Source organism: Streptosporangium sp. NPDC006007, from assembly GCF_040614315.1.
In the GTDB taxonomy this organism is placed as follows: Bacteria; Actinomycetota; Actinomycetes; order Streptosporangiales; family Streptosporangiaceae; genus Streptosporangium.
This window is the reverse complement of record NZ_JBEXUG010000001.1, coordinates 108849-134886: the sequence shown is the minus strand read 5'-3', so window position 1 is coordinate 134886 and position 26038 is coordinate 108849. Positions and strand designations below refer to the sequence as shown.

The 26038-nt window shown below is 72.0% G+C and carries 21 protein-coding genes; 3 read left to right on the top strand and 18 right to left on the bottom strand.

Annotation, left to right across the window (positions count from 1 at the left end; genetic code table 11):
• Positions 1-46: 46 nt before the first annotated feature.
• From ABZ194_RS00630 to mraZ, 18 genes are all read right to left on the bottom strand, one after another.
• Positions 47-1660, bottom strand: a complete 1614-nt coding sequence (locus tag ABZ194_RS00630; RefSeq protein ID WP_355590092.1) for a hypothetical protein — start codon at positions 1658-1660, stop codon at positions 47-49.
• 42 nt (positions 1661-1702) lie between these two features.
• Positions 1703-2560, bottom strand: coding sequence for a DivIVA domain-containing protein (locus ABZ194_RS00625; RefSeq protein WP_355590089.1), 858 nt, complete (start codon positions 2558-2560; stop codon positions 1703-1705).
• A 48-nt stretch (positions 2561-2608) separates the two neighbouring features.
• A complete protein-coding gene (locus ABZ194_RS00620) occupies positions 2609-2896 on the bottom strand; it encodes a YggT family protein (protein WP_355590086.1) in 288 nt (95 codons plus the stop codon).
• A gap of 82 nt (positions 2897-2978) precedes the next feature.
• A complete protein-coding gene (gene sepF, locus ABZ194_RS00615; RefSeq protein ID WP_355590083.1) occupies positions 2979-3482 on the bottom strand; it encodes a cell division protein SepF in 504 nt (167 codons plus the stop codon).
• 120 nt (positions 3483-3602) lie between these two features.
• Positions 3603-4307, bottom strand: a complete 705-nt coding sequence (locus ABZ194_RS00610; RefSeq protein ID WP_355590080.1) for a YggS family pyridoxal phosphate-dependent enzyme — start codon at positions 4305-4307, stop codon at positions 3603-3605.
• Between the two features lie 90 nt (positions 4308-4397).
• Positions 4398-5816, bottom strand: coding sequence for a cell division protein FtsZ (gene ftsZ, locus ABZ194_RS00605; RefSeq protein ID WP_355590077.1), 1419 nt, complete (start codon positions 5814-5816; stop codon positions 4398-4400).
• 225 nt (positions 5817-6041) lie between these two features.
• Positions 6042-6710 (bottom strand): FtsQ-type POTRA domain-containing protein, encoded by a 669-nt coding sequence (locus tag ABZ194_RS00600; RefSeq protein WP_355590074.1) that lies wholly within the window; start codon positions 6708-6710, stop codon positions 6042-6044.
• A 61-nt stretch (positions 6711-6771) separates the two neighbouring features.
• A complete protein-coding gene (murC, locus tag ABZ194_RS00595; protein ID WP_355590071.1) occupies positions 6772-8178 on the bottom strand; it encodes a UDP-N-acetylmuramate--L-alanine ligase in 1407 nt (468 codons plus the stop codon).
• 108 nt (positions 8179-8286) lie between these two features.
• On the bottom strand, positions 8287-9378 hold the full coding sequence (gene murG / locus ABZ194_RS00590; RefSeq protein WP_355590068.1) for an undecaprenyldiphospho-muramoylpentapeptide beta-N-acetylglucosaminyltransferase: 1092 nt from the start codon (positions 9376-9378) through the stop codon (positions 8287-8289).
• Between the two features lie 14 nt (positions 9379-9392).
• On the bottom strand, positions 9393-10760 hold the full coding sequence (gene ftsW, locus ABZ194_RS00585; RefSeq protein WP_355590065.1) for a putative lipid II flippase FtsW: 1368 nt from the start codon (positions 10758-10760) through the stop codon (positions 9393-9395).
• Positions 10757-12199, bottom strand: a complete 1443-nt coding sequence (murD, locus tag ABZ194_RS00580; protein ID WP_355590062.1) for a UDP-N-acetylmuramoyl-L-alanine--D-glutamate ligase — start codon at positions 12197-12199, stop codon at positions 10757-10759. Before murD ends, ftsW begins: the two co-directional genes overlap by 4 nt.
• The gene (gene mraY, locus ABZ194_RS00575; protein ID WP_355590059.1) at positions 12181-13239 is read right to left on the bottom strand and encodes a phospho-N-acetylmuramoyl-pentapeptide-transferase; all 1059 of its coding nucleotides are present in this window, start codon (positions 13237-13239) and stop codon (positions 12181-12183) included. Before mraY ends, murD begins: the two co-directional genes overlap by 19 nt.
• The gene (gene murF / locus ABZ194_RS00570; RefSeq protein ID WP_355590056.1) at positions 13236-14672 is read right to left on the bottom strand and encodes a UDP-N-acetylmuramoyl-tripeptide--D-alanyl-D-alanine ligase; all 1437 of its coding nucleotides are present in this window, start codon (positions 14670-14672) and stop codon (positions 13236-13238) included. The genes mraY and murF overlap by 4 nt, the downstream gene beginning before the upstream one ends.
• Positions 14673-14684: 12 nt before the next feature.
• Positions 14685-16229, bottom strand: a complete 1545-nt coding sequence (locus ABZ194_RS00565) for a UDP-N-acetylmuramoyl-L-alanyl-D-glutamate--2,6-diaminopimelate ligase (RefSeq protein ID WP_355590552.1) — start codon at positions 16227-16229, stop codon at positions 14685-14687.
• 40 nt (positions 16230-16269) lie between these two features.
• Positions 16270-18558 (bottom strand): penicillin-binding transpeptidase domain-containing protein, encoded by a 2289-nt coding sequence (locus tag ABZ194_RS00560; RefSeq protein ID WP_355590053.1) that lies wholly within the window; start codon positions 18556-18558, stop codon positions 16270-16272.
• A complete protein-coding gene (locus tag ABZ194_RS00555) occupies positions 18555-19109 on the bottom strand; it encodes a hypothetical protein (protein WP_355590050.1) in 555 nt (184 codons plus the stop codon). The genes ABZ194_RS00560 and ABZ194_RS00555 overlap by 4 nt, the downstream gene beginning before the upstream one ends.
• Positions 19096-20088 (bottom strand): 16S rRNA (cytosine(1402)-N(4))-methyltransferase RsmH, encoded by a 993-nt coding sequence (gene rsmH / locus ABZ194_RS00550; RefSeq protein WP_355590047.1) that lies wholly within the window; start codon positions 20086-20088, stop codon positions 19096-19098. The genes ABZ194_RS00555 and rsmH overlap by 14 nt, the downstream gene beginning before the upstream one ends.
• A gap of 225 nt (positions 20089-20313) precedes the next feature.
• Positions 20314-20745 carry a division/cell wall cluster transcriptional repressor MraZ gene (mraZ, locus tag ABZ194_RS00545; RefSeq protein ID WP_355590549.1) on the bottom strand — a complete coding sequence of 144 codons (432 nt, stop codon included), beginning with the start codon at positions 20743-20745 and terminating at the stop codon, positions 20314-20316.
• Positions 20746-21270: 525 nt separating this feature from the next.
• Here mraZ and ABZ194_RS00540 point away from each other — a divergent pair.
• From ABZ194_RS00540 to ABZ194_RS00530, 3 genes are read left to right on the top strand one after another with little or no spacing between them, the layout of a single operon-like run.
• A complete protein-coding gene (locus ABZ194_RS00540) occupies positions 21271-22248 on the top strand; it encodes a MoxR family ATPase (RefSeq protein ID WP_355590044.1) in 978 nt (325 codons plus the stop codon).
• Positions 22245-23501 (top strand): DUF58 domain-containing protein, encoded by a 1257-nt coding sequence (locus tag ABZ194_RS00535; protein ID WP_355590041.1) that lies wholly within the window; start codon positions 22245-22247, stop codon positions 23499-23501. Before ABZ194_RS00540 ends, ABZ194_RS00535 begins: the two co-directional genes overlap by 4 nt.
• Positions 23498-25900: a DUF3488 and transglutaminase-like domain-containing protein gene (locus tag ABZ194_RS00530; protein ID WP_355590038.1), complete on the top strand. Its 2403-nt coding sequence runs from the start codon at positions 23498-23500 to the stop codon at positions 25898-25900. The genes ABZ194_RS00535 and ABZ194_RS00530 overlap by 4 nt, the downstream gene beginning before the upstream one ends.
• The last annotated feature ends 138 nt before the right edge of the window (positions 25901-26038 follow it).

Genomic DNA, 26038 nt, shown 5'->3' with positions numbered 1-26038 from the left:
CCACACCGCTCCGGATCCCGGCGCCACCGGCACGGCCCGGCTCGATCTACGTGGTGGTCCGGCAGACCGAGCAGCTGCTCATCCCGGCCTTCTCCGCCTTGGCCAGGGTCATGCTCTCCAGACCGGCGGCGTCCACGCCCTTGATCAGAGGGCAGGTCGAGCCGTGAAAGCGGCGGGTGCCAACGATGATCTTGACGGTCTCCGGCGCGGGGGCGTCCGCCCGGACGACCGGAATCCCGCGCGGGGCGGTGTCGGCATCTTCACGATCTTCGTCCGGGACCACCGGGGAGGTGCCCTCCGGCGCCTTCCCACCGGCCGCCGGGGCCTTGGGGACGGAGGCCGCCGAGGCGGGGCCGGCCGGCGCCGGTCGCCCGGCGCGCCCGGACCCGGCGCCGGTCGGCCCCACCGGCTCGGCGGTCTTGGCCGGCTTCGCGGGGGCGGCGCCGGAGGTCGTCCGCGCCGGCGCTGACGCCGTGGCCTTCTCGGTCCCGGCGGAGGAGGCGCTCGCGGCCTCCGGCCCGGCGGCCGGACTCCGGGACCCGGTCGTGGACTCCGGCTCGGGCCCGCTCCCGATGGGGCCGGGCTCGGCCGGGCCACCGGTCCGGGCGGAGGGCTTGGCCTCCTGGCCGGCCTTGGACTCCGGGGACTTGGCCGCCTCACGACTGAACCAACTGGTGGCGTTGGGCTCGGAGGATGCCTCCGGTATGGAGATCGGGGGCCGGATCGGGAAGGAGGGGATCACCGGTTCCGCGGCGCGCAGGGGCGGGACCGCCGCTTTCCGGGGCGGCGCCTGCTCCCTCTCCGGCTCGGGCCGTTCACGCTCCTGCCGCGGCCGGTCACTGTCCTGCCGGGGCTGCTCGCGGTGTCCGGACCGTGCCTGCTCACCGGAGGCGGTGGCGGGCCTGTGGGCGTCGGGCCGGGCCGCCGGGGCCTCCTGAGCGCCGGGCGAGGCCGCGGGCGGCACCGTGGGGGAGGCGAACCGGGCGGTGGTCTGGTGTACGCCGGATTCGCCGGTGTCGCCGGGGCCGGAGAGACCGGACCCCTGACCGGCCCCCTGGGAGGGCGCGGGCCTGGCGGCCTTGGCGGGCTGCTGAGCCGATACGGAGACACCCTGCGGGATCCCCGCGGTGAACTCCGGCAGGCACGTGGTACAGGCCGTGAAGCCCTCCTCACGCGCCTCTGCGCGCGTGAGCTCCTCATGCTCCCTGTCGGCCAGCTGACGGCACCCGGTGACGTGGAAGCGCTTACGGCCGGGGATCACCAGGACGATCGCCTCGTCGTCCAGGACGCCCCGCCCCGCGGCGGGAACCGGCCCGGCCACCGGACGGCTCAGCCGGGGCTGGGTCGCGGCGGCTCGCTGCGCGCCGTGCGGCACCGTGGTGTGCGGCACGGGAGAGGCGAGCTGGGACGACATCGCGGGCAGCCCTGACAGCGGGCCCGGGGGAACCGGTGCCGTGGGCGGGGGTGGCGGAACCACCCCGGCGCGCCCGCCACCGGGAAACAGCTCGTGGCGGCGTAACAACGCCCCGATCACCAGGAAGACCGCGGACAGAACGCTGACCGCGATCGACCACATGACCAGAAACGGTTTGGCCATCACGAACCCCGCGATGAGCAGGGCGATGGCGGTGAGCACCAAACCAGCGCTGATGAGGATCACAGAGGAACTCCCAGATCGGGTCAGAGGTAATGACCCGACAACCTATCGGCGGTCGTTGTGCGGACCGTCAACACCTTGGAAGGCACTGGAGTGCTGCACCGGCTCGCCACCGAACGGACCCGGGGCACCCTGGATGGACGGCTGTCCTCCCTGGGCCACGGCGTGGGACATCGCCGGAGGGCCGCCCACGATCGGGAAGGCGCCGGTGCCCTCGGCCGCCACGTTCAGGTCGGCGAGCTGGTTCTCCAGATACAGCTTCAGCCTGCTGCGGTACTCGCGCTCGAAGCTGCGGAGCTCCTCGACCTTGCGCTCCAGCTCGTCACGGGTCTGCACCAGGGAGCCCATGGCCTGCCTGTGGCGCTCCTGGGCGTCGCGCTCCAGCGTCTCGGCGCGGGCACGGGCGTCGCCGATCACCTGCTCGGCCTGGCGGCGGGCCTTGCCGAGGATGTCGTCGGCCTCACGGCGCGCCCGGGTCACCGTCTCGTCCGCCTCCCGGCGGGCGTCGGCGATCGCCTGGTCGGCCGTCTGCTGGGCGAGGGCGAGGACACGGGCGGCGGTGTCCATGTTGTCCTCGGCCGGGGGCATCCCCATGGCGACCGGGACGGGCTGCTGGTGGTGCACGGGCTCCGGAGGCCGGATCTGCTCCGGCTGCTGCATCATCATCTCCGGCTTGGACTCGGCGATGGGAGCGGGCGCCATGGCCATGCCCATTCCGCCGGGCACCTTGCCCCGCAGACACTCGGTCAGTTTGGCACGGAGCTCCTCGTTCTCCTGGATGAGGCGGTCCAGCTCGGACTCCACCTCATCGAGGAAGGCGTCTACCTCTTCCTCGTCGTAGCCCGGCCTGAGCCGGGTCGTACTGAATTGCTTGTTCCGCACATCGGCGGGCGTCAGCGGCATTTCGGTCTCCTTGGCGCGCTTGGAGTCTGTCCGGAGGACGGTACCCGATCAACGAAGCGCGGACACGAGTTGGATCAAGACCAAGACCCCAATGAACAGCATTGCGAAGCTTAGGTCAAAGGCCACCGTACCCAACCGGAGTGGTGGAATGAAACGGCGGAGGAACTTGAGAGGTGGATCGGTCAGTGTGTACACGACTTCCGCTAGGACCAGGATGGGCCCCGTGGGACGCCACTGACGTGCGAACGACTGCACCGTCTCAAAGATCATTCTGCCGATCAGCAGAACCAGGTAGAGGGACAGGACTGCGACCAAGATCTCGCTAACGATCCCCATGATCCGTCCCCACCTCCACTCCGTTCCGCCGTCCCCGGTCTCGTCGGGACCTGTCCGGCCGGTCACTGTTCATGGTGGAACTCTAGCTCTGGTTGAAGAACCCGCGTTCCGCGATTCGAGCCTTGTCCTCGGCGGTCACCTCGACATTGGCAGGGGACAACAGGAACACCTTGTTGGTAACACGTTCAATGCTGCCATGTAGGCCAAAGACAAGACCTGCCGCGAAATCAACAAGACGTTTCGCGTCGCTGTCAACCATCTCGGTCAGGTTCATGATGACCGGGGTGCCGTCCCGGAAGTGCTCGCCAATGGTCCGCGCCTCGTTGTAGGTGCGGGGGTGAAGCGTCGTTATGCGCGCCAGGTCGGTGGTGCGACGTTCCATGACGGCGGTGGCGGGCCTGGGGGCCGGAACACCCGGATCGGTGTCCTCCTCGCGGTCGTGGACCGCGCCAGGACGTTCGTCGGCGACCCGCCGCGAGTCGTCGAACTCCTCGTAGTCGTCGTCGGAATAGCTGTCGTATCTCTCGTAGCGGTCGTCCTCCACAAGACCGAGGTAGACCGCCATCTTGCGCATCGCGCCGGCCATCGCTACTTCTTCCTCCGCCTTACTTCGATCTGCCCGGGGCGGTAGCCGCACCCCCTTGGAGCTCACCACCGATCGACCTCTATCTGGATACGTGGCCGTCAAGGTCCACGTGAAGGGACATTACCTGACGAAGGGCTTCCTACGACCGAGCAACGCCGTACCGACACGCAGGTGTGTCGCGCCATTCGCAATGGCCTCGGCCATATCACCGCTCATCCCCGCGGAGATGACGTCGGCCCCCGGATGGTTCTCCCGTACGGCCTGCGCCATCTCCCGCAACCTCGCGAACGCCCCGCCCGGCTCCTCCCCCGGCGGCGCCACGGCCATCACCCCGCCCAGCCGCAGGCCACGGGCCTCGGCCACGGCGTCGGCCAGGGCCGCCACCTCCGCCGGCCGGGCACCGCCCCGCCCCGGGTCGTCGCCCAGGGCCACCTGCACCAGGCAGGTGATCTCCCTGCCTGCCCTGACCGCCTCACGACCGAGCGCGGTCACCAGACGTGAACGGTCCACCGAGTGCACGACATCGGCGTAGCCGGCCACCGAGCGGGCCTTGTTGGTCTGCAACTGACCGACGAAGTGCCAGGTGAGGCCGAGATCCGCGCATTCGGCCGCCTTGGCCGCGGCCTCCTGGTCACGGTTCTCCCCCACGTCCGTCACCCCCAGCGCGGCCAGTAGCCGCACGTCGGAGGCGGGGTAGGTCTTGCTCACCGCGACGAGTGTCAGCTCCTCGCGGGTACGGCCGGCGGCCCGGCAGGCCGCGGCGATGTTCGCCTCGACCTCGGCCAGCCCGGCCGCGATCTCATCACGTCGTGTTGTTTTCGTCACATCTCCGCCGCTCAAACAGCAACAAACCGGCGGAGTCCATTCTCCCTGTCACGGCTGGGTGATCGGTCGCCCACCCAGCCGTGAGCAATGTCACTTCAGGAAGTCCGGGACGTCGAGCTCCTCCTCCTGCTCCTCGAAGATCACCTGACGCCGCCGGGCGGGGTCGGGAACCCGGGCGGAGATGGAGGTGGGCTGCGAGGGCTCGGGGGCGGGACGCGGGATCGACACCGGCGGCGCCGGCGGCTCCTCCGGCCGGTGCGACTCGGCGTGCTCCATCGGCTGGTGCGACGGCGGGACGTGCTGCTGCATCGGATGGGCGTGCTGGACCGGCTGGGAGACGGGCGCGGGCGGCATCTCGGCCGCGGAGGCGGGCGCCGGCTGGGTGCCGAGGACGGGCCGGACCGGCGGAGGGAGGTGCTCGGCCCTCGGCTCGGGGCGCGGCTCGGCCTTCACCGTGGGCGCCGGGGTGCGGATCGAGGCGGTGACCGAGGAGGTCGCGGCCGGGCGCGCCGCGGGCTGCTGGCGCGGCGCCGGCTGCGCCGCCGCCACCTTGACCTCGGCGGCGGGCTCGTCGAACCCCGCCGCGATCACGGTGACCCGCACCTCGTCGCCGAGCGCGTCGTCGATGACCGTACCGAAGATGATGTTGGCGTCCGGCGCGGCGGCGTTGGAGACGAGCTGGGCCGCCTCGTTGATCTCGAACAGGCCGAGGTCGGACCCGCCGGCGATCGACAGCAGCACGCCGTGCGCGCCGTCGATGCTGGCCTCCAGCAGCGGGCTGGACACGGCCATCTCGGCGGCGGCGACCGACCGGTCGTCGCCACGCGCGTGACCGATGCCCATGAGCGCCGAACCGGCGCCCGACATCACCGACTTGACGTCGGCGAAGTCCAGGTTGATCAGACCGGGCGTGGTGATGAGGTCGGTGATGCCCTGGACACCGGAGAGCAGCACCTGGTCGGCCGCCTTGAAGGCGTCCAGCACGCTCACCTGCCGGTCGGAGATCGACAGCAGCCGGTCGTTGGGGATCACGATGAGGGTGTCGACCTCCTCGCGCAGAGTCTCTATTCCGGCCTCCGCCTGCATCGCCCGGCGCCGGCCCTCGAAGCTGAAGGGCCGGGTCACCACGCCGATGGTCAGCGCGCCCAGGGACCGTGCGATGTTGGCCACCACGGGGGCGCCACCGGTGCCCGTGCCACCACCCTCCCCGGCGGTGACGAACACCATGTCGGCGCCCTTGATGACCTCTTCGATCTCCTCGCGGTGGTCCTCTGCGGCCTTGCGCCCGACTTCGGGGTTGGCCCCCGCGCCGAGGCCACGGGTGAGTTCACGCCCAACATCGAGTTTGACGTCGGCGTCACTCATCAGCAGCGCCTGGGCGTCGGTATTGATGGCGATGAACTCGACGCCCTTGAGTCCCTCCTCGATCATCCGGTTGACGGCGTTGACTCCGCCTCCGCCGATTCCTACAACCTTGATGACCGCGAGGTAGTTCTGCGGTGCTGCCACGACGAGGGGCCTTTCCGCTCGTTGACTTGCAATCTCATGCGACACGGGGCCCGTGCCGTCGTTTCCAAAACCCTCACCCTCAAGTTGAGATTTAGATTTATGTCAACCTGAGGAGTGATACGGACAGTAGGAGTTGCGCTCCAGGTGGGTCAACTAACCGCGCCGCAAGCGTGCCCGGCGTGTCGCGGGCCGTCCTTTTCGGAGAACGCGCCCGGCCCGGTGGGATCACTTCACCGTCACAACGTCGGGAGAACTCACATCGTAGGTGTCGGCCGGCCGTTTCAGCAGCGTAACGAGGATCCGGACCTTGTCCGCCGGTCGGTCCCCGCCACCCCACACGACCTCGCGGCCGTCCTTGAGACGGAGCGAAACGGTTTCCGGCGAGGGCGCGAGCACCTCGGCGACCCTCGGGGCCAGATCGTCCGGCAGCGCGCCTATGACGGTCAGCGCGATGTCGGTCGCCGGATCGCCCGCCTGAGGGCGGGCCACCCGCAGCACCGGGAGCGCCGGAGGCGCGACGTCCCTGATCTCGGTCACCACCCCGTGCCGGTCCACCAGCGCGAACCTCCCTCCGGCCGGCACCACGGCCACCGGCTCGCGTTCCACTATCCTCACCACCAGCGTCCCCGGCCAGCCGCGGCTGACCACGACCGACTCGACCTGCCGGATCCCTCTGATCCGGTTCTCCACCTCGGCCACGTCCACACCCGCCAGAGGTCTCCCCTCGGCGACCCCGGCCACCTGCCGGATCTGCTGGGCCGGGACGGCGAGGTTGCCGACCACCTGGACCTCCCGCACCCCGAGCACCGAGGAGAAGAACACCAGCCAGGCGGTGACACCCACCACCCCCACCGCGAGCAGGGCCAGGAAGGCCGATCTCCACATCCCGTTCATCGCCCCGCCCCGTCCCGGGACGGGAGCCCGGGCGCCGGCGGCCGGCGTCTCCTCGCGCGGGTCACCTGGCGGCCAGCTCCGCCACGATCCAGGGTCCCAGCTCGGTGACATCACCGGCACCCATGGTGAGCACGATGTCACCTGGGCGGGCACGCCTGGCCACCAGGGCCGGTACGGCGTCGCGCTGCGGCGCGTAGGCCACCTGGGCGGGCGGCAGCGGCACCTTGCCCGCCACCAGGGCCCCGGAGATCCCCGGTTCGGGGTCCTCACGGGCCCCGTAGACGTCCAGGACGATGACCTCGTCGGCCAGGCCCAGGGCGGCGCCGAACTCGTCGGCGAAGAACCTGGTGCGCGAGTAGAGGTGCGGCTGGAAGACCGCGACGACCCGGCCGGAGCCCGAGAAGGAGGCCACCACGTCCCGCGCCGCGCGCAGGTCGGCGGCGAGTTCGGTGGGATGGTGGGCGTAGCTGTCGAAGACGGCCACCCCCCCGGCCTCGCCCTTGGCCTCGAAGCGGCGCTTGGCACCGGTGAAGGCGGCCAGGCCGTCGCGTATCTCGCCGAAGGACACGCCCAGCTCCGCCGCCACGGCGATGGCCGCGGTGGCGTTGAGCGCGTTGTGACGGCCCGGGACCGAGAGCCTCACCTCCCCGTGACCCGCGACCGTGAAGGAGATGCCCAGGCCGTCTGGAACGATCCCGTCCACCCTGAGGTCGGCGTCCCCTGCCTCTCCGTACGTGACCACCTTCAGCCCGCGCGCGCGGGCGATCGGGATCAGGGCCGCGGAGCCGGGGTCGTCGGCGCAGATCACCATGGACCTCCCGACCCGCTCGGCGAAACGGGCGAAGCTGTCGTAGACCGCCCGCGGGTCGCCGTAGTTGTCCAGGTGGTCCGGCTCCACATTGGTCACCACGGCGATGTCCGGGGCCAGCATGAGGAAGGAGCCGTCGCTCTCGTCGGCTTCGGCGACGAACACCCCGCCCGCGCCCTCGTCGGCCCCCAGGCCGGTGGTCACCAGCTGGCCGCCGACGCAGTAGGACGGGTCGGCGCCGCACTTCTGCAGCGCCACGGTGAGCATCGAGGTGGTGGTGGTCTTGCCGTGCGTCCCGGCCAGGGCGATCCCGGTCCGGCCCGCCATGACCGAGGCCAGCGCGGCGGCCCGGGGGATCACCCGCAGGCCCTGGCGGAGCGCCTCGCCGAGCTCCGGGTTGGAGTCACGGATCGCGGTGGAGACCACCACGGTGTCGACGTTGACGACGTGCGAGGCGGCGTGGCCGACGTGGATCCTGGCACCCAGCTCGCGCAGCTCGTCGACCATCTCCGAGCCGCGCGAGTCGCTGCCGGAGACGGACACGCCGCGCTTGAGCAGAATGCGCGCGATGCCCGACATCCCGGAACCGCCGATCCCGATGAAGTGCACCCGCCCGAGTTCCTCGGCCGCGACCGGATCCACCAGTTTGACCAGGCTCATCGGCCGCTCACCACTCCTCGTTCACTACGCTCGCCACCTGGGCCGTCTCGCCCCTCGACGGCCCGCCACACTCGCCGCGCCGGATCCGCGGCCCGCCAGAGGGCCCGCTCATCGGCTCTTCCCCTCCGCCGCGATCTGCAGCACCCGGCGGGCGAGCGTCACGTCGGCGTCCTTGCTGCCCATCTTGGCCGCGGCCTCCGACATGGTGACCACCCGTTCGGGGTCGGACAGGATGGGCAGCACGTTCTGGATGATCCACTCCGGTGTCAGGTCGACGTCGTCGACCATGAGACCGCCCCCGGCCTCCACGATCGGCTCGGCGTTGAGCCGCTGCTCGCCGTTGCCGTGCGGGAGGGGGACGTAGGCGGCCGGAAGGCCCACGGCGGTCAGCTCGGCGCAGGTCATGGCGCCGCTGCGGCACAGGGCGAAGTCGGCGGCGGCGTAGGCCAGGTCCATCCGGTCGACGTACTGCAGGGCGACGTACTGCGGGTCGCCCGGCGGAGGCTCCTCCTCCAGGGTGTTCTTCGGGCCGATGACGTGCAGCACCTGCACCCCGGCCCGGCGCAGCGCGGGGGCCGCGGCCAGGGCCGCCCGGTTGAGCGACCGTGCCCCCTGGGAGCCCCCGGTGACCAGCAGCGTGGGCAGGTCGGCCTCCAGGCCGAACCAGGAGCGCGCCTTGTCCCCCATGGAGAGCCGGTCCAGGGCCACGATCTCGCGGCGGAGCGGGATCCCCACGTACTGGGCGCGGGCCAGCGGTGTGTTCCGGTGTCCGGTGAACACGTGCTCGGTGAGCCGCGCGCCCAGCCGGTTGGCCAGGCCGGGCCGCGGGTTGGCCTCGTGCACCACGATCGGCACACCCCGCCGCCGCGCCCCCAGGTAGGCGGGGGTCGCCACGTAGCCGCCGAAGCCGACCAGGACGTCGGCCCGGACACGGTCCATGACGGCCGAGGCCGCGTTGATGGCCCCGGCCAGGCGTCCGGGCACGGTCAGCAGCTGAGGCGTGATGGACCGGGGCAGCGGCACCGCGGGCACGAGCTGAAGCTCGTAGCCCCGGTCGGGCACCAGCCGGGTCTCCAGACCGCGCTCGGTGCCGAGACAGGTGATCCCGATGTTCGGGTCGAGTTGGCGCAGCGCGTCGGCCAGAGCCAGCGCCGGTTCGATGTGACCGGCTGTCCCGCCGCCGGCGAGGACCACCCTCATGTCGGTCCTTTCACTTATCGTCTTCCGCGGACCGGCCGTCGTTTCCGTGCCGGCCCACCCAGGCCAAGCCAGCTTAGGCCCCGCGCCACCGGTCCGGGGCCACGAGCCGCGAGAGCCTGTCGCGCTCCAGGCTCGTGCCTGGCGAAGGAGAGCAGCATGCCGAGCGCCGCCAGGGTGGGCAGCAGCGCCGATCCACCGTAGGAGACCAGTGGCAGCGGAATGCCGGTGATGGGCAGCACGCCGATGACCGCGCCGATGTTCACGATCGCCTGACCGGCGATCCAGGCGACCGTCGACGCCGAGGCCAGCCGGACGAACGGGTCCTTGACCCGGGTGGCGACCCGCAGCCCGGCGTAGCCGAGCAGGCCGAACAGGGCCACCACGACGAGAGTGCCCATCAGGCCGAGCTCCTCGCCGAGAATGGAGAAGATGAAGTCGCTCTCGGCGTGCGGAAGCCAGCTCCACTTCTGCCTGCTGGACCCCAGGCCGAGCCCGAACCAGCCGCCGCTGCCCATGGCGATCTGCCCCTGCACCGCCTGGTAACCCGTGGTCTGGGCGTTGCCCCACGGATCCAGCCAGCCCGCGATGCGGTCCGAGCGGTACCCCTCGGTACTGATCATGACAACGGTCGCGAGCACCGCCACAGCGAGGATCCCGCCGAACAGCCGGAGCGGCGCGCCCACCACCCAGAGCAGCGACAGGAAGATCATCATAAGCACCAGCGTGGTGCCGAGGTCGCGCCCCAGCATGACCATGACGGCCAGGATCACGGTACCCGGCATCAGCGGGATGAACAGATTACGCCATTCGATCATCCCGCCGCGCGCCTTACGGGCCAGCAGGTCCGCGCCCCAGAGCATCAGGCCCAGTTTGGCGGGCTCGGAGGGCTGAAGGTAGATGGGGCCCAGGTCGATCCAGCGCTGGGCGCCGAGCTGGGAGGTGCCGATGAACAGCACCATGACCAGACCGATGATCGACACCACCAGCAGCGGATATCCGGCGAGCTGGAAGAAGCGCTGGGGCAGCAGCGAGCAGATCCACATGACCGGGATGCCGAGCGCGACCGAGACCGACTGCTTGAAGAACCAGTAGAACGGGTTCCCCTTCTCCTGCAGCGCCTCGATGCTGGAGGCGGAGAGCACCATCATCAGGCCGAGGGCGAGCAGCAGCGCACTACAGCCGAGAATCAGATAATAGGAGGTCAGCGGCCGGTTGAGTAGCTCACGGAAGGCGGCGAGCTGCTCGCGCGCCCCCGCGGGAGCGCGCTTGGCGTCCCCGGGTGACCCGCTCCCGCCGCGTTCGGCCTCCCCACGCCCCCCGCCTCGCCCGCGCCGGGTCCCGGCGTGCCCGCGCCTGGTGCCCTCGGGCACCGTGGCGCTCACTCCGTCCCGCCGTCGTGCCGGGCCGCGAGATCGTGTACGGCCCGCGTGAACGCCTCCCCCCGCGCCGGGTAGCCGGTGAACATGTCCAGGGAGGCTCCGGCCGGAGCCAGCAGCACGGTGTCCCCGGGGGCTGCGAGCCTCGCGGCTTCGGTGACGACACGGTCCATGACCCCAGTGTCTTGCCCCGGCACCTCAACCACCGGAACATTCTCGGCGTGTCGCGCCAGAGCCCGGTGAATTCGCTCGCGGTCGGCGCCCAGGAGCACCGCGCCGCGCAGCCTCGGGGCCGCCTGCCGTACCAGGTCGTCCACGTCGGCGCCCTTGAGCTGGCCTCCGGCGACCCAGACGATCGACGGGTAGGCGGCGAGCGACGCGGCGGCGGCGTGCGGGTTGGTGGCCTTGGAGTCGTCCACGTAGTCGACCTCGCCGACCCGGGCGACGTGCGCGATCCTGTGGGGGTCGGGGACGAAGTCCAGCAGGCCCCGCCGTACGGACGCCGCGGACACCCCGTACGATCTCGCCAGGGCCGCGGCGGCGAGCGCGTTGGCCACGTTGTGCGGCGCGAACGGCCGGATGTCGGCGAACGAGGCGAGCTCCTCGGCGCCTCCCACCGGGTCGGCCACGAAGGCACGGTCCACCAGAAGGTCCTCGACGACGCCGATCTGCCCTAGGCCGGGCACCCCGAGGGTGAAGCCGACCCCGCGCCCGGCCTCGCCGTACGGCCCGGCCAGCCGGGTGGACCACTCGTCGTCGGCGTTGTGGACGACCGTCCCGGCGCGGGAGAAGACCTCTCCCTTGGCCCGGGCGTACTCCTCCATGGAGCCGTGCCAGTCGAGGTGGTCGGGGGCGACGTTGAGCACGGCCGCCGCGAGCGGGGCCAGGCTGGGCGAGCGGTGCAGCTGGAAACTGGACAGTTCCACGGCCAGCACGTCCCAGGGACCGGTGACGGCCTCCACGACGGGCGTGCCGACGTTGCCGACCGCGAGCGCCCGATGCCCCGCGGCCTTCAGCATCGAGGTGAGCATCCGCACGGCGGTGGTCTTGCCGTTGGTGCCGGTCAGCGCCAGCCACGGTGCCGCGCCCGCCGGGCGGAGCCGCCAGGCCAGCTCGACCTCGCTGATGACCTCCAGCCCGGAGGTGGCCGCGGCGGCGAGCAGCGGGTGGTGCGGCGGCCAGCCGGTGGTCACGATGAGGGAGGTGCCCTCGGGCGGCCCGGCGAGCTCGCCGAGGCGGACCTCGACGCCGAGCCCGGCCAGGGCCGCGGCCCCCGCCCTGGCCCGCTCGCCGTCCCCGTTCTCCAGGACGACCACCTTCTCGCCCCGGGCGGCCAGGACGCGGGCGGCGGCCGTCCCCGAGACCCCGAGGCCGGCGACGCAGATCGTCCGGTCACCCCGGCGCGCGCGGGGACCGGCGGACGCTGTCACTGCTTCGGCATCCATTCGACGTAGAAGAGCCCGAGACCGGCGGCGGCGCAGAAGCCGGCGATGAGCCAGAAACGGACCACGATGGTCGTCTCGGCCCAGCCCGACAGCTCGAAGTGGTGCTGGAGCGGGGCCATCCTGAAGACCCGTTTGCCGGTCATCTTGAAGAAGCCCACCTGGATGATCACCGAGAGCGTGATGACCACGCAGACCCCGGCCAGGATGATCAGCAGGAGCTGGGTGCGGGTGGTGATGGCCAGGCCGGCGAGGACGCCGCCCAGGGCCAGCGAGCCGGTGTCGCCCATGAAGATCTTGGCGGGGGGGGCGTTCCACCACAGGAAGCCGGCCAGCGCGCCGAGCACGGCCGCGGCGACCACCGCCAGGTCCAGCGGGTCGCGGACCCAGTAGCAGTTGGGGCCGAGCTGGGCGGTGCAGCTGTTGCGGAGCTGCCAGTTGCCGATCAGCACGTAGGAGGCCAGCACCACGCCGGTGGCGCCGCTGGCCAGGCCGTCCAGCCCGTCGGTGAGGTTCACCGCGTTGGAGAAGCCGACGATCATGATGAGCACCCAGATCGTGAATCCGACGATGCCGATGGACGGCCCGAAGTCCCGCAGGAACGACAGCCGGGTCTCGGCCGGGGTGATCAGGTAGGCGTTCGGGAAACGGGTGACCAGGACGGCGAAGACCGCGCCGACGATGAGCTGGCCCAGCGCCTTGGCGCCGCTGCGCAGGCCGAGGCTGCGCTGCTTGTAGATCTTGATGAAGTCGTCGAGGAAGCCGACCGCGCCCAGCCCCGTCATCAGGAACAGCACAAGGACGGCGGAGGCGGTGGGCGGGGTGAAGGTGGCCAGGTGGGCGCAGGCGAACCCGGCGAGCGCCGCGATCACGATCACGGTGCCGCCCATGGTGGGGGTGCCGCGCTTGTCGTGGTGCCCCGACGGCCCCTCCTCCCGGATGCTCTGACCGTAGCCGCGCCGCGAGAACAGCCGGATCGCCAGCGGGGTGCCGAACATGGACAGCAGCAGCCCGACCGCGGCGGCGATGAGGATCTCCCTCATCGGCGGTCACCCCCGAGCAGCGCCGCGGCCACGCGCTCCAGCCCGGCGGCGCGCGGTCCCTTGACCAGCACCACGTCACCGGGGGCCAGGAGCGCCGACAGCTCGGCGACCGCCTCGGCGACGTCGGCCACGTGCACGACCCCGGCGCCGGGTGGCGCGCCGTCCCCGGCCGGTCCGCCCCCGGCTCGCGGAGTACGGCCCGCTCCGCCCGCACCGGCGCCGGTCAGGATCGGGGCGGCGTCGGGGCCGACGACGAACAGGGCTTCGAGACCCGCTCCGGCGGCCAGACGGCCCACCCCCTCGTTCAGGGCCGCGCTCTCCTCGCCCAGCTCCCGCAGGGCGGCGACGACCGCGAACCGGCGACGGCCCCCCGCGAGCGCGGCGAGGGCGCCGAAGGCGGCGCGCATGGAGTCGGGGTTGGCGTTGTAGGCGTCATTGATCACGGTGACGCCGTCCGGCCTGTCGGTGACCTCCATCCGCCAGCGGCTGCGCGGCTCGGCCTCCGACAGCTCCTCGGCGATGGTGGTGACCGGCAGCCCCAGCTCGTAGCCGGCCGCCGCGGCGGCCAGGGCGTTCTCCACGGCGTGCTCGCCGTGGAGCCGGAGCCTGACCGGGGCGGCGCCGGACGGGGTGCGCAGCGTGAAGGAGGCGCGGCCACGCCCGTCGAGGGTCACGCCCTCGGCGCGGACCGCGGCGGCCGCCCCCCGGCCGTACCAGGTGACACGGGCGGCGGTGCGCCCGGCCATCGCGACCACCAGCGGGTCGTCGGCGTTCAGCACGGCCACGCCGTCGGCGGGCAACGCCTCGACCAGCTCACCCTTGGCCCGGGCGGTCACCTCCTTGCCGCCGAAGACCCCCAGGTGGGCGGTGCCGACGTTGAGGACCACGCCGATCCGCGGCGGCGCGATGCGGGCGAGGTCGGCGATGTGGCCCACACCCCTGGCGCTGAGTTCGAGCACCAGGTAGCGGGTGCTCTCGTCGGCTCTCAGCACGGTGAGCGGGTGGCCGATCTCGTTGTTGAACGACTCCACCGGGGCCACCGTCGGACCGATCCTGGCGGTGAGCCGGGCGAGCAGGTCCTTGGTCGTGGTCTTGCCCGCCGAACCGGTCACGCCGATGACCGTGGCCGCCGGCAGGCCGGCGCAGACGGCGGTGGCCAGGGCCGCGAGGGCCGCCAGGGGGTCGGCGACGATGACCGCGGGGACGTCGACCGGCCTGGAGGCCAGCACGGCGACGGCACCGTCGGCGACGGCCTGGGCGGCGAAGTGATGCCCGTCGGTCCGGTCCCCCTTGACGGCCACGAACAGCGATCCCGGCTCAACGGCACGGGAGTCGACGACGACCGGACCGCGCACCACCGCACGGGGATCGGCCATACCGGCGAGGGCACCCGAGGTGATCTCGGCGATCCTGGCCAGCGGCAACGGGATCATGATGCGTCTTCCCTACTCTCCATACGTACTTCGGCGCCCGATCCGGTTCCGCCGTCTGACGATCGCGTCGGCCACGACCTGCCTGTCGTCGAACGGGAGCACCCGGTCTCCGACGTACTGACCCTGCTCGTGTCCCTTGCCCGCCACGACGACGACGTCGCCGAGGCCCGCCCGGCCGATCGCCAGGTCGATGGCCTCGGCGCGGTCGGGCTCAATGATCACATGCGCGCGCTCGTCCTGGGGCACGCGGAGGACTCCGTCCATCATCTCGGCCAGGATCCGGAGCGAATCCTCCGAACGGGGGTTGTCACTGGTGAGAATGGCCACATCCGCCAGCCGGGCGGCGGCCTCCCCCATCATCGGGCGTTTACCCCGGTCACGGTCGCCGCCGCAGCCCAGCACTACGGTCAGCCTGCCGGTGGTGACCTCGCGCAGCGAGTTCAGCACCGACTCCACCGCGCCCGGTTTGTGGGAGTAGTCGACGACGGCCTGGAAGCCCTCGCAGCCGGGCACGCGCTCCATCCGGCCGGGCACCCCGGCCGTCGCGCCGACGCCCGCCGCCGCCGTGGGCAGCGGCACCCCGGCCTCCACCAGGGCGACGATCGCGCCCAGCGCGTTGGCGACGTTGAACGGGCCGGGCAGGGCCACCGTCGCGTCCTGCTCGACCCCGCCGGGGCCGACCACGCGGAAGAAGCTGCCATCGGCGCCCAGCCGGACGTCCACGGCCCGCCAGTCGGCCCCCGCCGCGCCCGTCGCGGAGAAGCTGGTCATCGGGATCCCGCCCAGGCCGAGGAGCTCGCGCCCGTGGGCGTCGTCGAGGTTGACGACGCCCACACGGCTCATCTCGGGGGTGAACAGGCGGACCTTCGTCGCGAAGTAGTCGTCGAGATCCCGGTGGAAGTCCAGGTGATCCTGGGACAGGTTGGTGAACAGCGCCACGTCGTAGAAGACCGCGTCGACGCGGCCCAGCGCCAGCGCGTGGCTGGAGACCTCCATGGCGGCGGCGGTGACGCCCTGCTCGCGCATGAGGGCGAACAGGCCCTGCAGGTCGCTGGCCTCCGGCGTGGTCAGCCGGGGGGTGAACCGCATCTCGCCGATGTGGATCTCAACGCCGCCGATCAGCCCGGGCCGGTGCCCGGCGGCCCGCAGCCCGGCCTCCAGCAGGAAACTGGTGGTGGTCTTGCCGCTGGTCCCGGTGACGCCGATGACCATCACGTCCGCCGCGGGCCTGCCGTACACCCAGGCGGAGACCTGCCCGAGCAGGTCGCGTGGGTCCGGCACGACGAGAACCGGCAGGCCGGTCGCCACCGCGGCCTCGCGGCCCGCCGGATCGGTCAGGATGGCGGTGGCACCGGCGGCGAGCGCCTGGGCGGAGAAGTCCGCGCCGTGGGCCGTGGCGCCGGGCAGCGCGACGTAGAGATCCCCGCGCTGGACCTGGCGCGAGTCGATGGTTACCCCGGACACCGCGGCCAGCGGCGCGCGCGACGTGCCGGAGGGCGCGCCGAGCAGGCTCGCCAGCCCCGAGAGCGGACGGGGTGAGCTGGTTGAGGGTCGCATGGACGACGGGGGACGCACGGCGAGAGCGTACCTTCCCTCATCATTCCCCGGCGCGTATCCGCACCGTGGGCGGCTTGGTTCCGGTCGGCGGGATCTTCTTGCTCTTCAACGCGAACGTCATCACTTTCTTGAAAACCGGGGCGGCGATCTCCCCACCGTAGTGCCCCTTCTGGGGATCCTGGATGACCGCCAGGACGACCAGGCGGGGCTTGTCCGCCGGGGCGAAGCCGACGAATGTCGAAGTGTATCCGCAGTAACCCTGGCACTTGGCGTCGTAGCGCATCGCGGTGCCCGTCTTGCCGGCCACGCGGTAGCCGTCGATGGCGGCGAGGTTACCGGTGCCCTCCGCGCTCACCGCGGCCTCCAGCATCCCCGCCACCTCCCTGGCCGTGCGCTCGCCGACCACCCTGGTCCGCTTGCCGGGCGGGGACGGGACGAACACGTCGTTGCCGGCGGTGGTGCCGGCCACGACCCGCGGGGTGACACGCGTGCCGCCGTTGGCGATGGTCTGGTACACGCTGGCGGTCTGCAGCGCGGTCACCGAGACGCCCTGGCCGTAGGCGATCGTGCAGCGCTGGCTGCCCGACCACTTGCGCCAGTCCGGCAGGAGCCCGGCCTCCTCGCCGAGGAGGCCGCTCCCGGGCCGGCTGCCGAAGCCGAAGCGCTTGAGCATGTCGTACAGCCTCTGGTCGCCGACCTTCTGCGCGGCGAGGATCGTGCCGACGTTGCTGGAGGTGGCGACCACGCCGGAGAAGGTCAGCCGCTCCGGCGGGTGCGGGTGGGAGTCCCTGAGCACCCGGTCGGCGCACCTGATGTTGTCACGGACCGAGAACGCGCTCTCGGGCCGTACGGCCCCCGACTCCAGGGCGGCCGCGGCGGTGATGACCTTGTTGGTGCTGCCCGGCTCGAACACGTCCGTCACCGACCGGTTGACCCAGTCCTCCTGGGGGGTCCGCTGCCAGTTCTTCAGGTCCAGTTCGGGGGCGTTGGCCATGGCCAGCAGGTGGCCGGTCTGCACGTCCATGACGATGGCGCTGCCGGTGCGCGCCCCGGTGGCCCGGACCTGGTCGGTGATCGCCTTCTGGGCGGCCCACTGGATGTCGCGCTCGATGGTCAGCCGTACGTCCCTGCCCTCCACCGGCGTCTCCAGCGTGCTGCGGGTCATCGGGATGCGCTGCCCCTCGCGGCCCGTCTCGATGAACTGCTGGCCGTCACGGCCCGCGAGCACCTTGTTGTAGGTGCTCTCCAGCCCGCTCAGGCCCGTGCCGTCGCTGCCGACGAAGCCGAGCAGGGTGCCCGCCAGATCGCCGCCGGGGTAGTCGCGCCGGTAGCGGTGCTTGCTGCCGACACCCTTGAAGTCACGATCCATGATCCGCTGGGCGACGGGGGGGTCGACGGCCGCCGCCACCGGCTGATAGTGACCCGGAGCGGCGAGTTTGGCCATGATCTGCTCCTTAGGGATGCCCAGATCGGCGCCCAGGGCCGTGGCCACCCGGTCGCGCTGCTCGGGCTCCACCTCCCCCGGATCGACGAAGATCTCACGCGCCTCCAGGGTCAGCGCCAGTTCGTGGCCGCCGGCGTCGGTGATCGACCCGCGCCGCGCGGGCAGCTTCTCGCCCTGGACCCGCTGTTTGGCGGCCTCGGCCACGTAGACCTTGGAGTCCAGGCCCTGGAGCTGGATGAGCCGTCCGGCGAAGATGGAGAGCACGAAGGTCATCCCGATCAGGCCGACGCTGATCCGCCTGCCGGGGTTGCCCAGGCGCAGCACCGCCGGGGGGCGCACCGGAGGCCGGGGCGGCATGCCGCCCGGCCGTCCTCTGGTGCCCGGCCGCTCTTGCCCGCGCCCCTGACCGGGACGCCCCCGCCCGGCGAAGGCCGACTCCCCCGCCCTCGGAGGACGCCTTGGCCCGCGCGCCGCCTCCGGCCCCGCCGGGGGCCTGCCGGACCTGCCGGCGCCCTCGACGCGCGCGGATCCGGCCCCCGCCTGCTTGCCCGGGGCTCCCTCGGAGCGCGGCTTACCCGGACCGGGCGGCCTGCCCGGGGCTCCCTCGGGACGCGGCCGGCCCGTTCCCCCGGAACGGCCGGGCCTGCCGGATCCGGGCGCTCCGCCGGAGGAGGCGGGTGTGCCGGTGCCCGCCGCGCCGTCGGGCCCGCCCTGGCCGTCCCTGCCCGGCTTTCCGGTGGCGTCCGGCTTTCCGGTGGCGTCCGGACCGGCCGGCCTGGCCGTACGGCCGGGACCGCCGGGTGTCCGGCGGCCGGAGCCTCCGGCGGATCCACCGCCGGAACCGCCCCGGCCGGGACCGGCGCCCCAGCCGCCGGTCTCCCTCACCGGCCCGTGCCCGGCACTCGCTCCTGTCCTGCGGACGTCCGGTCGCCATCGGCGGAGCGGCTGTCGGCGGAGCGGCCGAGGGTGACGGGGACGGCGGGGTCGGGGACGCGATCGGGGGTGAGGACGTAGGCCTTGTCCCAGTCCGGCCTCTGGTTCTGGACGAGGGCGCTCTCCGAGAGCGAGGCGGGCATCTCCCGCCGCATGTTGTCGTGTTTGAGCGCCTCCTTCTTCTGGCGGAGCTGGTTGTTGGCGTTACGCAGCTCGTTCGCCCTGAAGGAGTCCTGGGCGAGGACGGTGTTCAGCAGCAGGAGACTGACCAGGCCACCGCAGAGCAGGCCCACCACGAGCAGCACGAAGGGAGCGCGTGGCGGCCGCGACTGCCTGGCCGCGGCCGGTGCCGGCGACGTGACCGGCCGGCCCGGGGGAGGAGCGGCGGGCGTGGCCCTGACCGGCCTGGTCCTGCGTCCCTGCGGGACGGCGCGGGGGACGCGCGCGGGCCGTCCGCCGCGACCGGGCGCGGTGCGGCGGACCTCTGCTTCACTCCTCGTCAACTGCCTCACGGATCCTCTCTGCCGCCCGACACCGGGCAGAGGCCGCCCGCGGGTTGCGGGCCACCTCTTCTTCGCTCGGAAGCTCGGCTCCCCTGGTCAGGAGGGCGAACCGCGGCTGGTGAGCCGGCAGTGGAACGGGCAGCCCTGGCGGCCCGGTCTCCCTGGTTCGCGCCGTGAGAACCTGCTTGGTCAGCCGGTCCTCAAGGGAGTGGTAGGCGAGCACGACCACGCGCCCGCCGAGTGTCAGTGCGTCAAGCGCGGCGGGGAGTGCGCGTTCCAGTGCCGTCAACTCCGCGTTCACCTCGATCCGCAACGCCTGAAAAGTCCTTTTGGCGGGGTTGCCCCCGGTCCGTCGAGTGGCCGCGGGGATCGCCGTACGGACAATCTCCGCAAGCCGCTTGGTCGACGTTATGGCCTCCTTGGCCCGTTCCCTGCTGATTAGGTGTGCGACACGCGGAGCGAATCGCTCTTCACCGTAATCCCGGAGAATTCTGATCAAATCCGGAACCGGGTAGGTGTTCACCACGATCTCGGCCGTCAGCTCCTGATCCCGGTCCATCCGCATGTCCAGCGGCGCGTCGTAGGAGTAGGCGAAGCCGCGCTCGGCCTCGTCCAGCTGGGGCGAGGAGACACCCAGATCGAACAGTGCCGCGTTGACCCGGGGGCGGCCGGCGCGGGCGAGCACCTCGGGCAGCTCGTCGGAGACCGCCCGGACCAGCGTGATCCGGTCGGCGTACGGCGCGAGCCGGACCGTGGAGCGCTCGATCGCGGTGGGGTCGCGGTCGATCCCGATCAGGTGCAGTGAGGGGTGGGCCGCGAGCAGCGCCTCGGCATGGCCGCCGAGACCCAGGTTGGCGTCGACCAGGACGGGGTCGGGCCCCGACAGCGCGGGCGCCAGAAGCTCCAGCACGCGGCCGAGCATCACGGGCACGTGGCCACCCGAGGCCAGAAGATCATGTTTGTCGTTTTCGGCGCGCATGAAGCGCAACCCCCCTCTCGCCGCCTCGCTCGCGGTTGTGCGGCGGACGCTCACCGGTGTCGTTACTGGCTCCCACCCCCGGGGGCCGTCCGGCCAGGTCCCCATCCGCATCCGTGCATTCGCCGTCACCTGACACCGGGGAAGGTGCATCAGCTGACAGCTGTGGTGTGGTTGCGGGTGGAGACCTCGCCGAACGACGTTTTCACCGATGAGTCGACCGTGGAATCACAGAATCCCTGGCAGCACCTCCTCCGACAGGTCGGCAAAAGCCTGCTCTTGGTCGGCCAGATAGGTGTCCCAGGCGTGCACGTCCCAGATCTCCAGCCGGGTGTTGGCGCCGATGACCACGCAGTCACGACACAGGCTGGCGTATTCGCGCAGAGCCTGCGGGATGGTGACCCGGCCTTGCTTGTCGGCGACCTCGTCGGACGCACTGGCGAAGAGGACGCGGCTGTAGTCGCGGACCGCCTTGGCGGTCACCGGCGCGGTGCGCAGAGCCTCGGTAATGCGCTGAAACTCCTCTACGGGAAAAACGTAGAGGCAGCGCTCCTGGCCTTTGGTGATCACCAGACCCTCCGCCAGCTCCTCACGGTACTTCGCCGGCAGGAACAGCCGTCCCTTGTCATCGAGGCGCGGGTGATGAGTGCCGAGGAACACCGGCTTCACCTCCCGTGCCTAGCGGAGCGCGTGGCTCTGTGGCCCCTGCTCTCCACTGCGCACCACCATACTCCACTTCTCCCCACCGTCAACTGATTCCGCGGCTCTCCACGGCCGGTTTGGCGGTTATTTTCCCAGCTCAGAATGGGTGGAGCGGAGTGGAGGGGGTGGGCGGCCCCCTCTGCTGGACGGGCGTGTCGAGAAGGTGAGCGATAGCCGGACAAGCTGGGAATCGACCGATGGGCGAGGCCGGGGGGAAGTGGAGCGTGCCGCGGCCTCACTCCCCGATCGGCCCGCCACCTCCGCGAGCCGGTCTGTCACGAGATCGGTACATCTTTCCCACCGGAACGGCACCCTGAGCTCGCACACTATGGCTGTTCACCCGGAATCAGCCTTAATGCCCACATAGAGTCGCTCGGGAACCCGCAGCGTCGTAGGGTCGATACCCACAATGGAAAAAGGGACCGTAAAGGCCCTGGAATACGAACCCCCGGCGAGAAACCGCCGCAGCTTCATGGAGGCCTGGTGGCAGTAACCCATGACGTCTCACCTCGGCTCGATGACCTGGTCGTCACGGCGCAGCGGATCAGCCAGGCGATCGAGTCGGTGATCGAGGGTAAGAGCGACGTCGTACGCCTGACCCTGACGGTTCTCCTCGCCGAAGGCCACCTGCTCATCGAGGACGTGCCCGGAGTCGGCAAGACCATGCTCGCCAAGGCCCTCGCCCGAGCCATCGACTGCCCGGCCCGCCGGATCCAGTTCACCCCCGACCTGCTACCCAGCGACATCACAGGCGTGAGCGCCTACAACCAGCAGACCAGGGAGTTCGAGTTCAAGCCCGGCCCGGTGTTCGCCAACATCGTGGTGGGCGACGAGATCAACCGGGCGTCGCCGAAGACGCAGTCGGCGCTCCTGGAGTGCATGGAGGAGCACCAGGTCACCGTCGACGGCGCGACCTACCGGCTGGACAGCCCCTTCATGGTGATCGCGACCCAGAACCCCATCGAGATGGAGGGCACCTATCCCCTCCCCGAGGCGCAAAGGGACCGTTTCACCGCCCGGATCGCGATGGGCTACCCCGCGCCCGGCGCCGAGATGGAGATGCTCGACGTGCACGGCGCCGCCTCCCCGCTGGACAAGCTGGAGCCGGTGGCCGGCACCGCCGAGGTCCGGGCGCTGATCGAGGCCGTGCGCGCGGTCTACGTCTCGCAGCCGATCAAGAAGTACGCCGTCGACCTGGTGACCGCCACCCGTCACTCCCCCGACCTGCGGCTCGGCGCCTCCCCTCGCTCGACCCTGCAACTGGTCCGGGCCGCCCGGGCGCACGCCGCGCTGGGCGGTCGTGACTACGTCATCCCGGACGACCTGCAGGAGCTGTGCGTCCCCGTGCTCGCCCACCGGCTGCTGCCCAGCGTCGAGGCCCAGAGCCAGCGCCGGATGCCCGAGCAGGTTATGGCCGACCTGGTCCACCGGGTGCCCGTACCAGAGGCACAGGTACGGTGATCTCGGGCCTCAGGGCGCTCACCGCCCGCGGCCGGTCCTTCCTCGCGTCCGGCGTCGCGGCGCTGCTGTGCGCCCTCCTCCTCGGGGAGTACGACCTGTTCAGGGTCGCGGTGCTGATCGTCTCCCTGCCGCTGCTGGCCGCCATGGTGGTCAGCCGCACCCGCTACCGCCTGAGCTGCGCGCGACGCCTGGACCCGCCCAGGGTCCAGCTGGGCGGCGAGGCCACCGTGACGCTGCGGCTGGAGAACGTCACCCGGCTGCCGACCGGCCTGCTGATGATCGAGGACACCGTTCCCCCCGCGCTCGGGGCACGTCCCAGATTCGTGCTGGACAGGGTGGAGGCTCAGGGGATCAGGGAGATCGACTACCGGGTCAGGTCCGATCTGCGCGGCCGCTTCGGCATCGGCCCGCTCACCGTGCGGATCAGTGACCCGTTCGGCCTCGTCGAGCTGACCAGGTCGTTCAGCATCAGTGACACGCTCGTGGTGACCCCGCGGGTCGTGGCGCTGCCCCACGTGCGGCTCTCCGGCGAGTGGACGGGCGGGGGCGACAGCCATACCAGGAGTGTGGCGGCCGCGGGCGACGACGACGTCGCGCCGCGCGAGTACCGGCAGGGCGACGACCTGCGGCGGGTGCACTGGCGCTCGACCGCCAGGTACGGCGAGCTGATGGTCCGGCGCGAGGAGCAGCAGTGGCAGAGCCGGGGCGCGCTGCTGCTGGACACCCGGCGGATCGCGCACCGGGGTGAGGGCCCCCGTTCGTCGTTCGAGACCGCGGTCTCGGCCGCGGCCTCCATCGGCGTGCACCTGGCACGCGAGGGGCTCGGCCTGCGCCTGGTCACCGACCAGGGCTCCGAGCGGCTCACCGACACCGGGCTGAGCCTGGCGCTGCTGGACACTCTCGCCGTGGTGCGGAACAGCCCGGCGCGCTCCCTTGAGCACGGCATAGCCGCGCTGCGGCAGGGCGGCGGTGACGGGCTGATCGTGGCGGTGCTCGGCGCGGTCGACCCGGAGCAGGCCCAGGCGCTGGCCAGGACGAGGCACGGCAACATGACCGGGGTGGCCGTGATGCTGGACCTGACCACCTGGGATCGGCCCGAACCCGGCCGGGACGGAGAGCACCGGGCGGCGGAGGCGATGCTCTCCGGGGCGGGGTGGCGCGTCGTACGGCTGCCCGCGGACGCCTCCATCGCCGGCGTGTGGCCGCAGGCCGCGCGGCGGGAGCGGTTCGCACTCAACAGGGGCGGCTCATGAGACTTCCCATCGCGGCGGGTGTGGCCACGGCCGCGGTGACCGTCGTGCTCCACCCCCTCTTTCAGGGAGGCGCCTGGTTCTGGACGAGCCTCGGCGTCATCCTGGTGGTGACGGGGGTCGGCATGGCGGCCAGTCGCCACACCCTGCCCAACTGGCTGGTGCCGCTGGTCCAGCTGGCCGCGGTCTGGGTCTACCTGACCGCGGTGTTCGCCGCCGGCAAGGCGTGGGCCGGGGTGGTGCCCACCAGGGCGTCGGTCGTCCACCTGGCGAAACTGCTGGCCTCCGGCTTCGCCGACATCCCGCGAATCGCGGCGCCGGTCCCGGCCGACACCGGCATCACCGCGCTGGCCTGCGGCGGCATCGGGCTGATCGCGATCACAGTCGACCTGCTGGCCTCGCGGATGCGCCGGGCCGCGCTCACCGGGCTGCCGCTGCTGGCGCTGTTCACCGTTCCGGTGGCCGTGCTCGCCGAACCGGTCGGCTGGCTGGCGTTCATCGTCGCGGCCCTGGGCTACCTGGGACTGCTGGTGGCGGACGGCCGGGAACGGCTCGGCCACTGGGGCCGGGCGGTGCTGGTCCGCAGGACCTCCCCGTCGTTCACCACTCCGGCGGGCGCCTCCGACGCGGGCTCGCTGCGGCTGTCGGGCAAGCGGATCGGCCTGACCGCGATCGTGCTGGCCGTTGCGCTGCCCGCGCTGCTGCCTCCCCTGGAGGCGAACCCGCTGTTCGGGTTCGGGCCGGGCGGCGGCAAGGGCCGGGGCGGCAACTCGATCAGCATCCCCAACCCGATCGTCCACCTGCGGGGCGAGCTGTCACTGCCGAGCAACACCACCCTGCTGACCTACGCCACCGACGACGGTGCCCCGCGCTACCTGCGGACGTACTCGCTGGACGTCTTCGACGGCCGGCAGTGGACGATGACCGGACCGAACGGCCGCCCGGAGGACCGGACCTCCGCGGGGCCGCTGCCCCCGCCGCCCGGCCAGAACGGGACCGTGCCCGTCGCCCAGGCGACGACCAGGGTCACGGTGAGCGACGAGGTCGGGAACCTGAAGTTCCTGCCGCTGCCCTACCCGCCCGCGCGGGTCGACGTGGAGGGGGACTGGCGGCCCGACCGGGACACCCTCATGGTGTTCTCCACCTCCGACACCGCGCGGGGACTGACCTACACGGTCGTCAGCGCCGAGCCCCGGCCCACGGCGGAGACGCTCAAGTCCTCCGGCCCCGTGCCCCCGCAGATCGGCGAGCGGTACCTGCGGCTGCCAACGGACCTGCCGCGGGAGGTCCGGGAGCTGGCCCTACGGGTGACCGACCGTGGTGCCGGCCACTACGAGCAGGCGGTCCAGCTACAGGAGTTCTTCACCGCGAAGGGCGGGTTCACCTACAGCCTGTCGGCCCAGGGGCACGACGACCAGGCGCTGACGGACTTCCTGATCCGCAACCGGGCCGGATACTGCGAGCAGTTCGCCGCGTCGATGGCGGTGATGGCACGGGTGCTGGGCATCCCCGCCCGGGTCGCCATCGGCTACACCGGGGGCAGCAGGGTCGACGGTCGCTGGCAGGTCCGCACGCACGACTCGCACGCTTGGCCCGAGCTCTACTTCGAGGGCACCGGATGGCTGCGGTTCGAGCCCACCCCGGCCGGGAACGCGGGCCAGGGCAGCGCGACGGTGCCGCCCTACAGCCGGCCGCAGACCGTGAGGACCGGCGACGGCGAGCCGATCCCGGCCCAGAGCGCCCGCCCGGAGAAGACGGACCTCCCCGGCGGGGCGGCGCGCAACCGCCGGGACCTGATGCTCGACCGCGAGTACGGCGGGGGCCCCATCACGGTGGACGAGGGCATGCCGGTGGCGGCCGGGATCGGCGCCGGGGTGGCGGCCGTGCTGCTGGTCGCCCTCATCCCGGCGATGCTGCGCCGGCAGGTGCTCGCCCGCCGGCGCAGGGCCTACTCCCGGGTGGCCGGCCCCGGTGGCGCCGTGGAGGCCGCATCCGGCAGGTGGGAGCCGGCGATGACGGCGGCCTGGGCCGAGCTGGACGACGCGCTGTGCGACTACGGCATGTCCCGGCAGCCGAGCGAGAGCCCCCGGGCGCTGGCCGGGCGGCTGACCGAGCAGTACGGGTTCGACGCGGAGACCTCGGCCTCGATGTCGAGGATCGCCACGGCGGTGGAGCGGATGCTCTTCGCCAGGACCCCCGGCGAGGTCGGCCCGCTGCGGGAGGACCTCAGGCGGGTACGGCGGGCGCTGGCGGGCACCGTGTCACGGGGCAGGCGGATCCGCGCGGTGCTGCTGCCGCCCTCCACGCTGCGGCGGATGCGGGCCCTGGGCGGACGGGTGCTGGACGGCTTCGACCGGCTGGAGAACCTCCGGCTGCGCGGGCCGGCGCGGCGGAGCGGCTGACCGCGGCGGAAACCGGCCGGTCGTCGTGGGGGACGTGGGCAAGGCCGGTGATTCGGGTGGGGCCGCCTCCGCTGGAGGCGGCCCACGGTCGTCACAAGGGACAGCCCCGGCCCCGTCAGCCCGGCGGCCTCACACCGG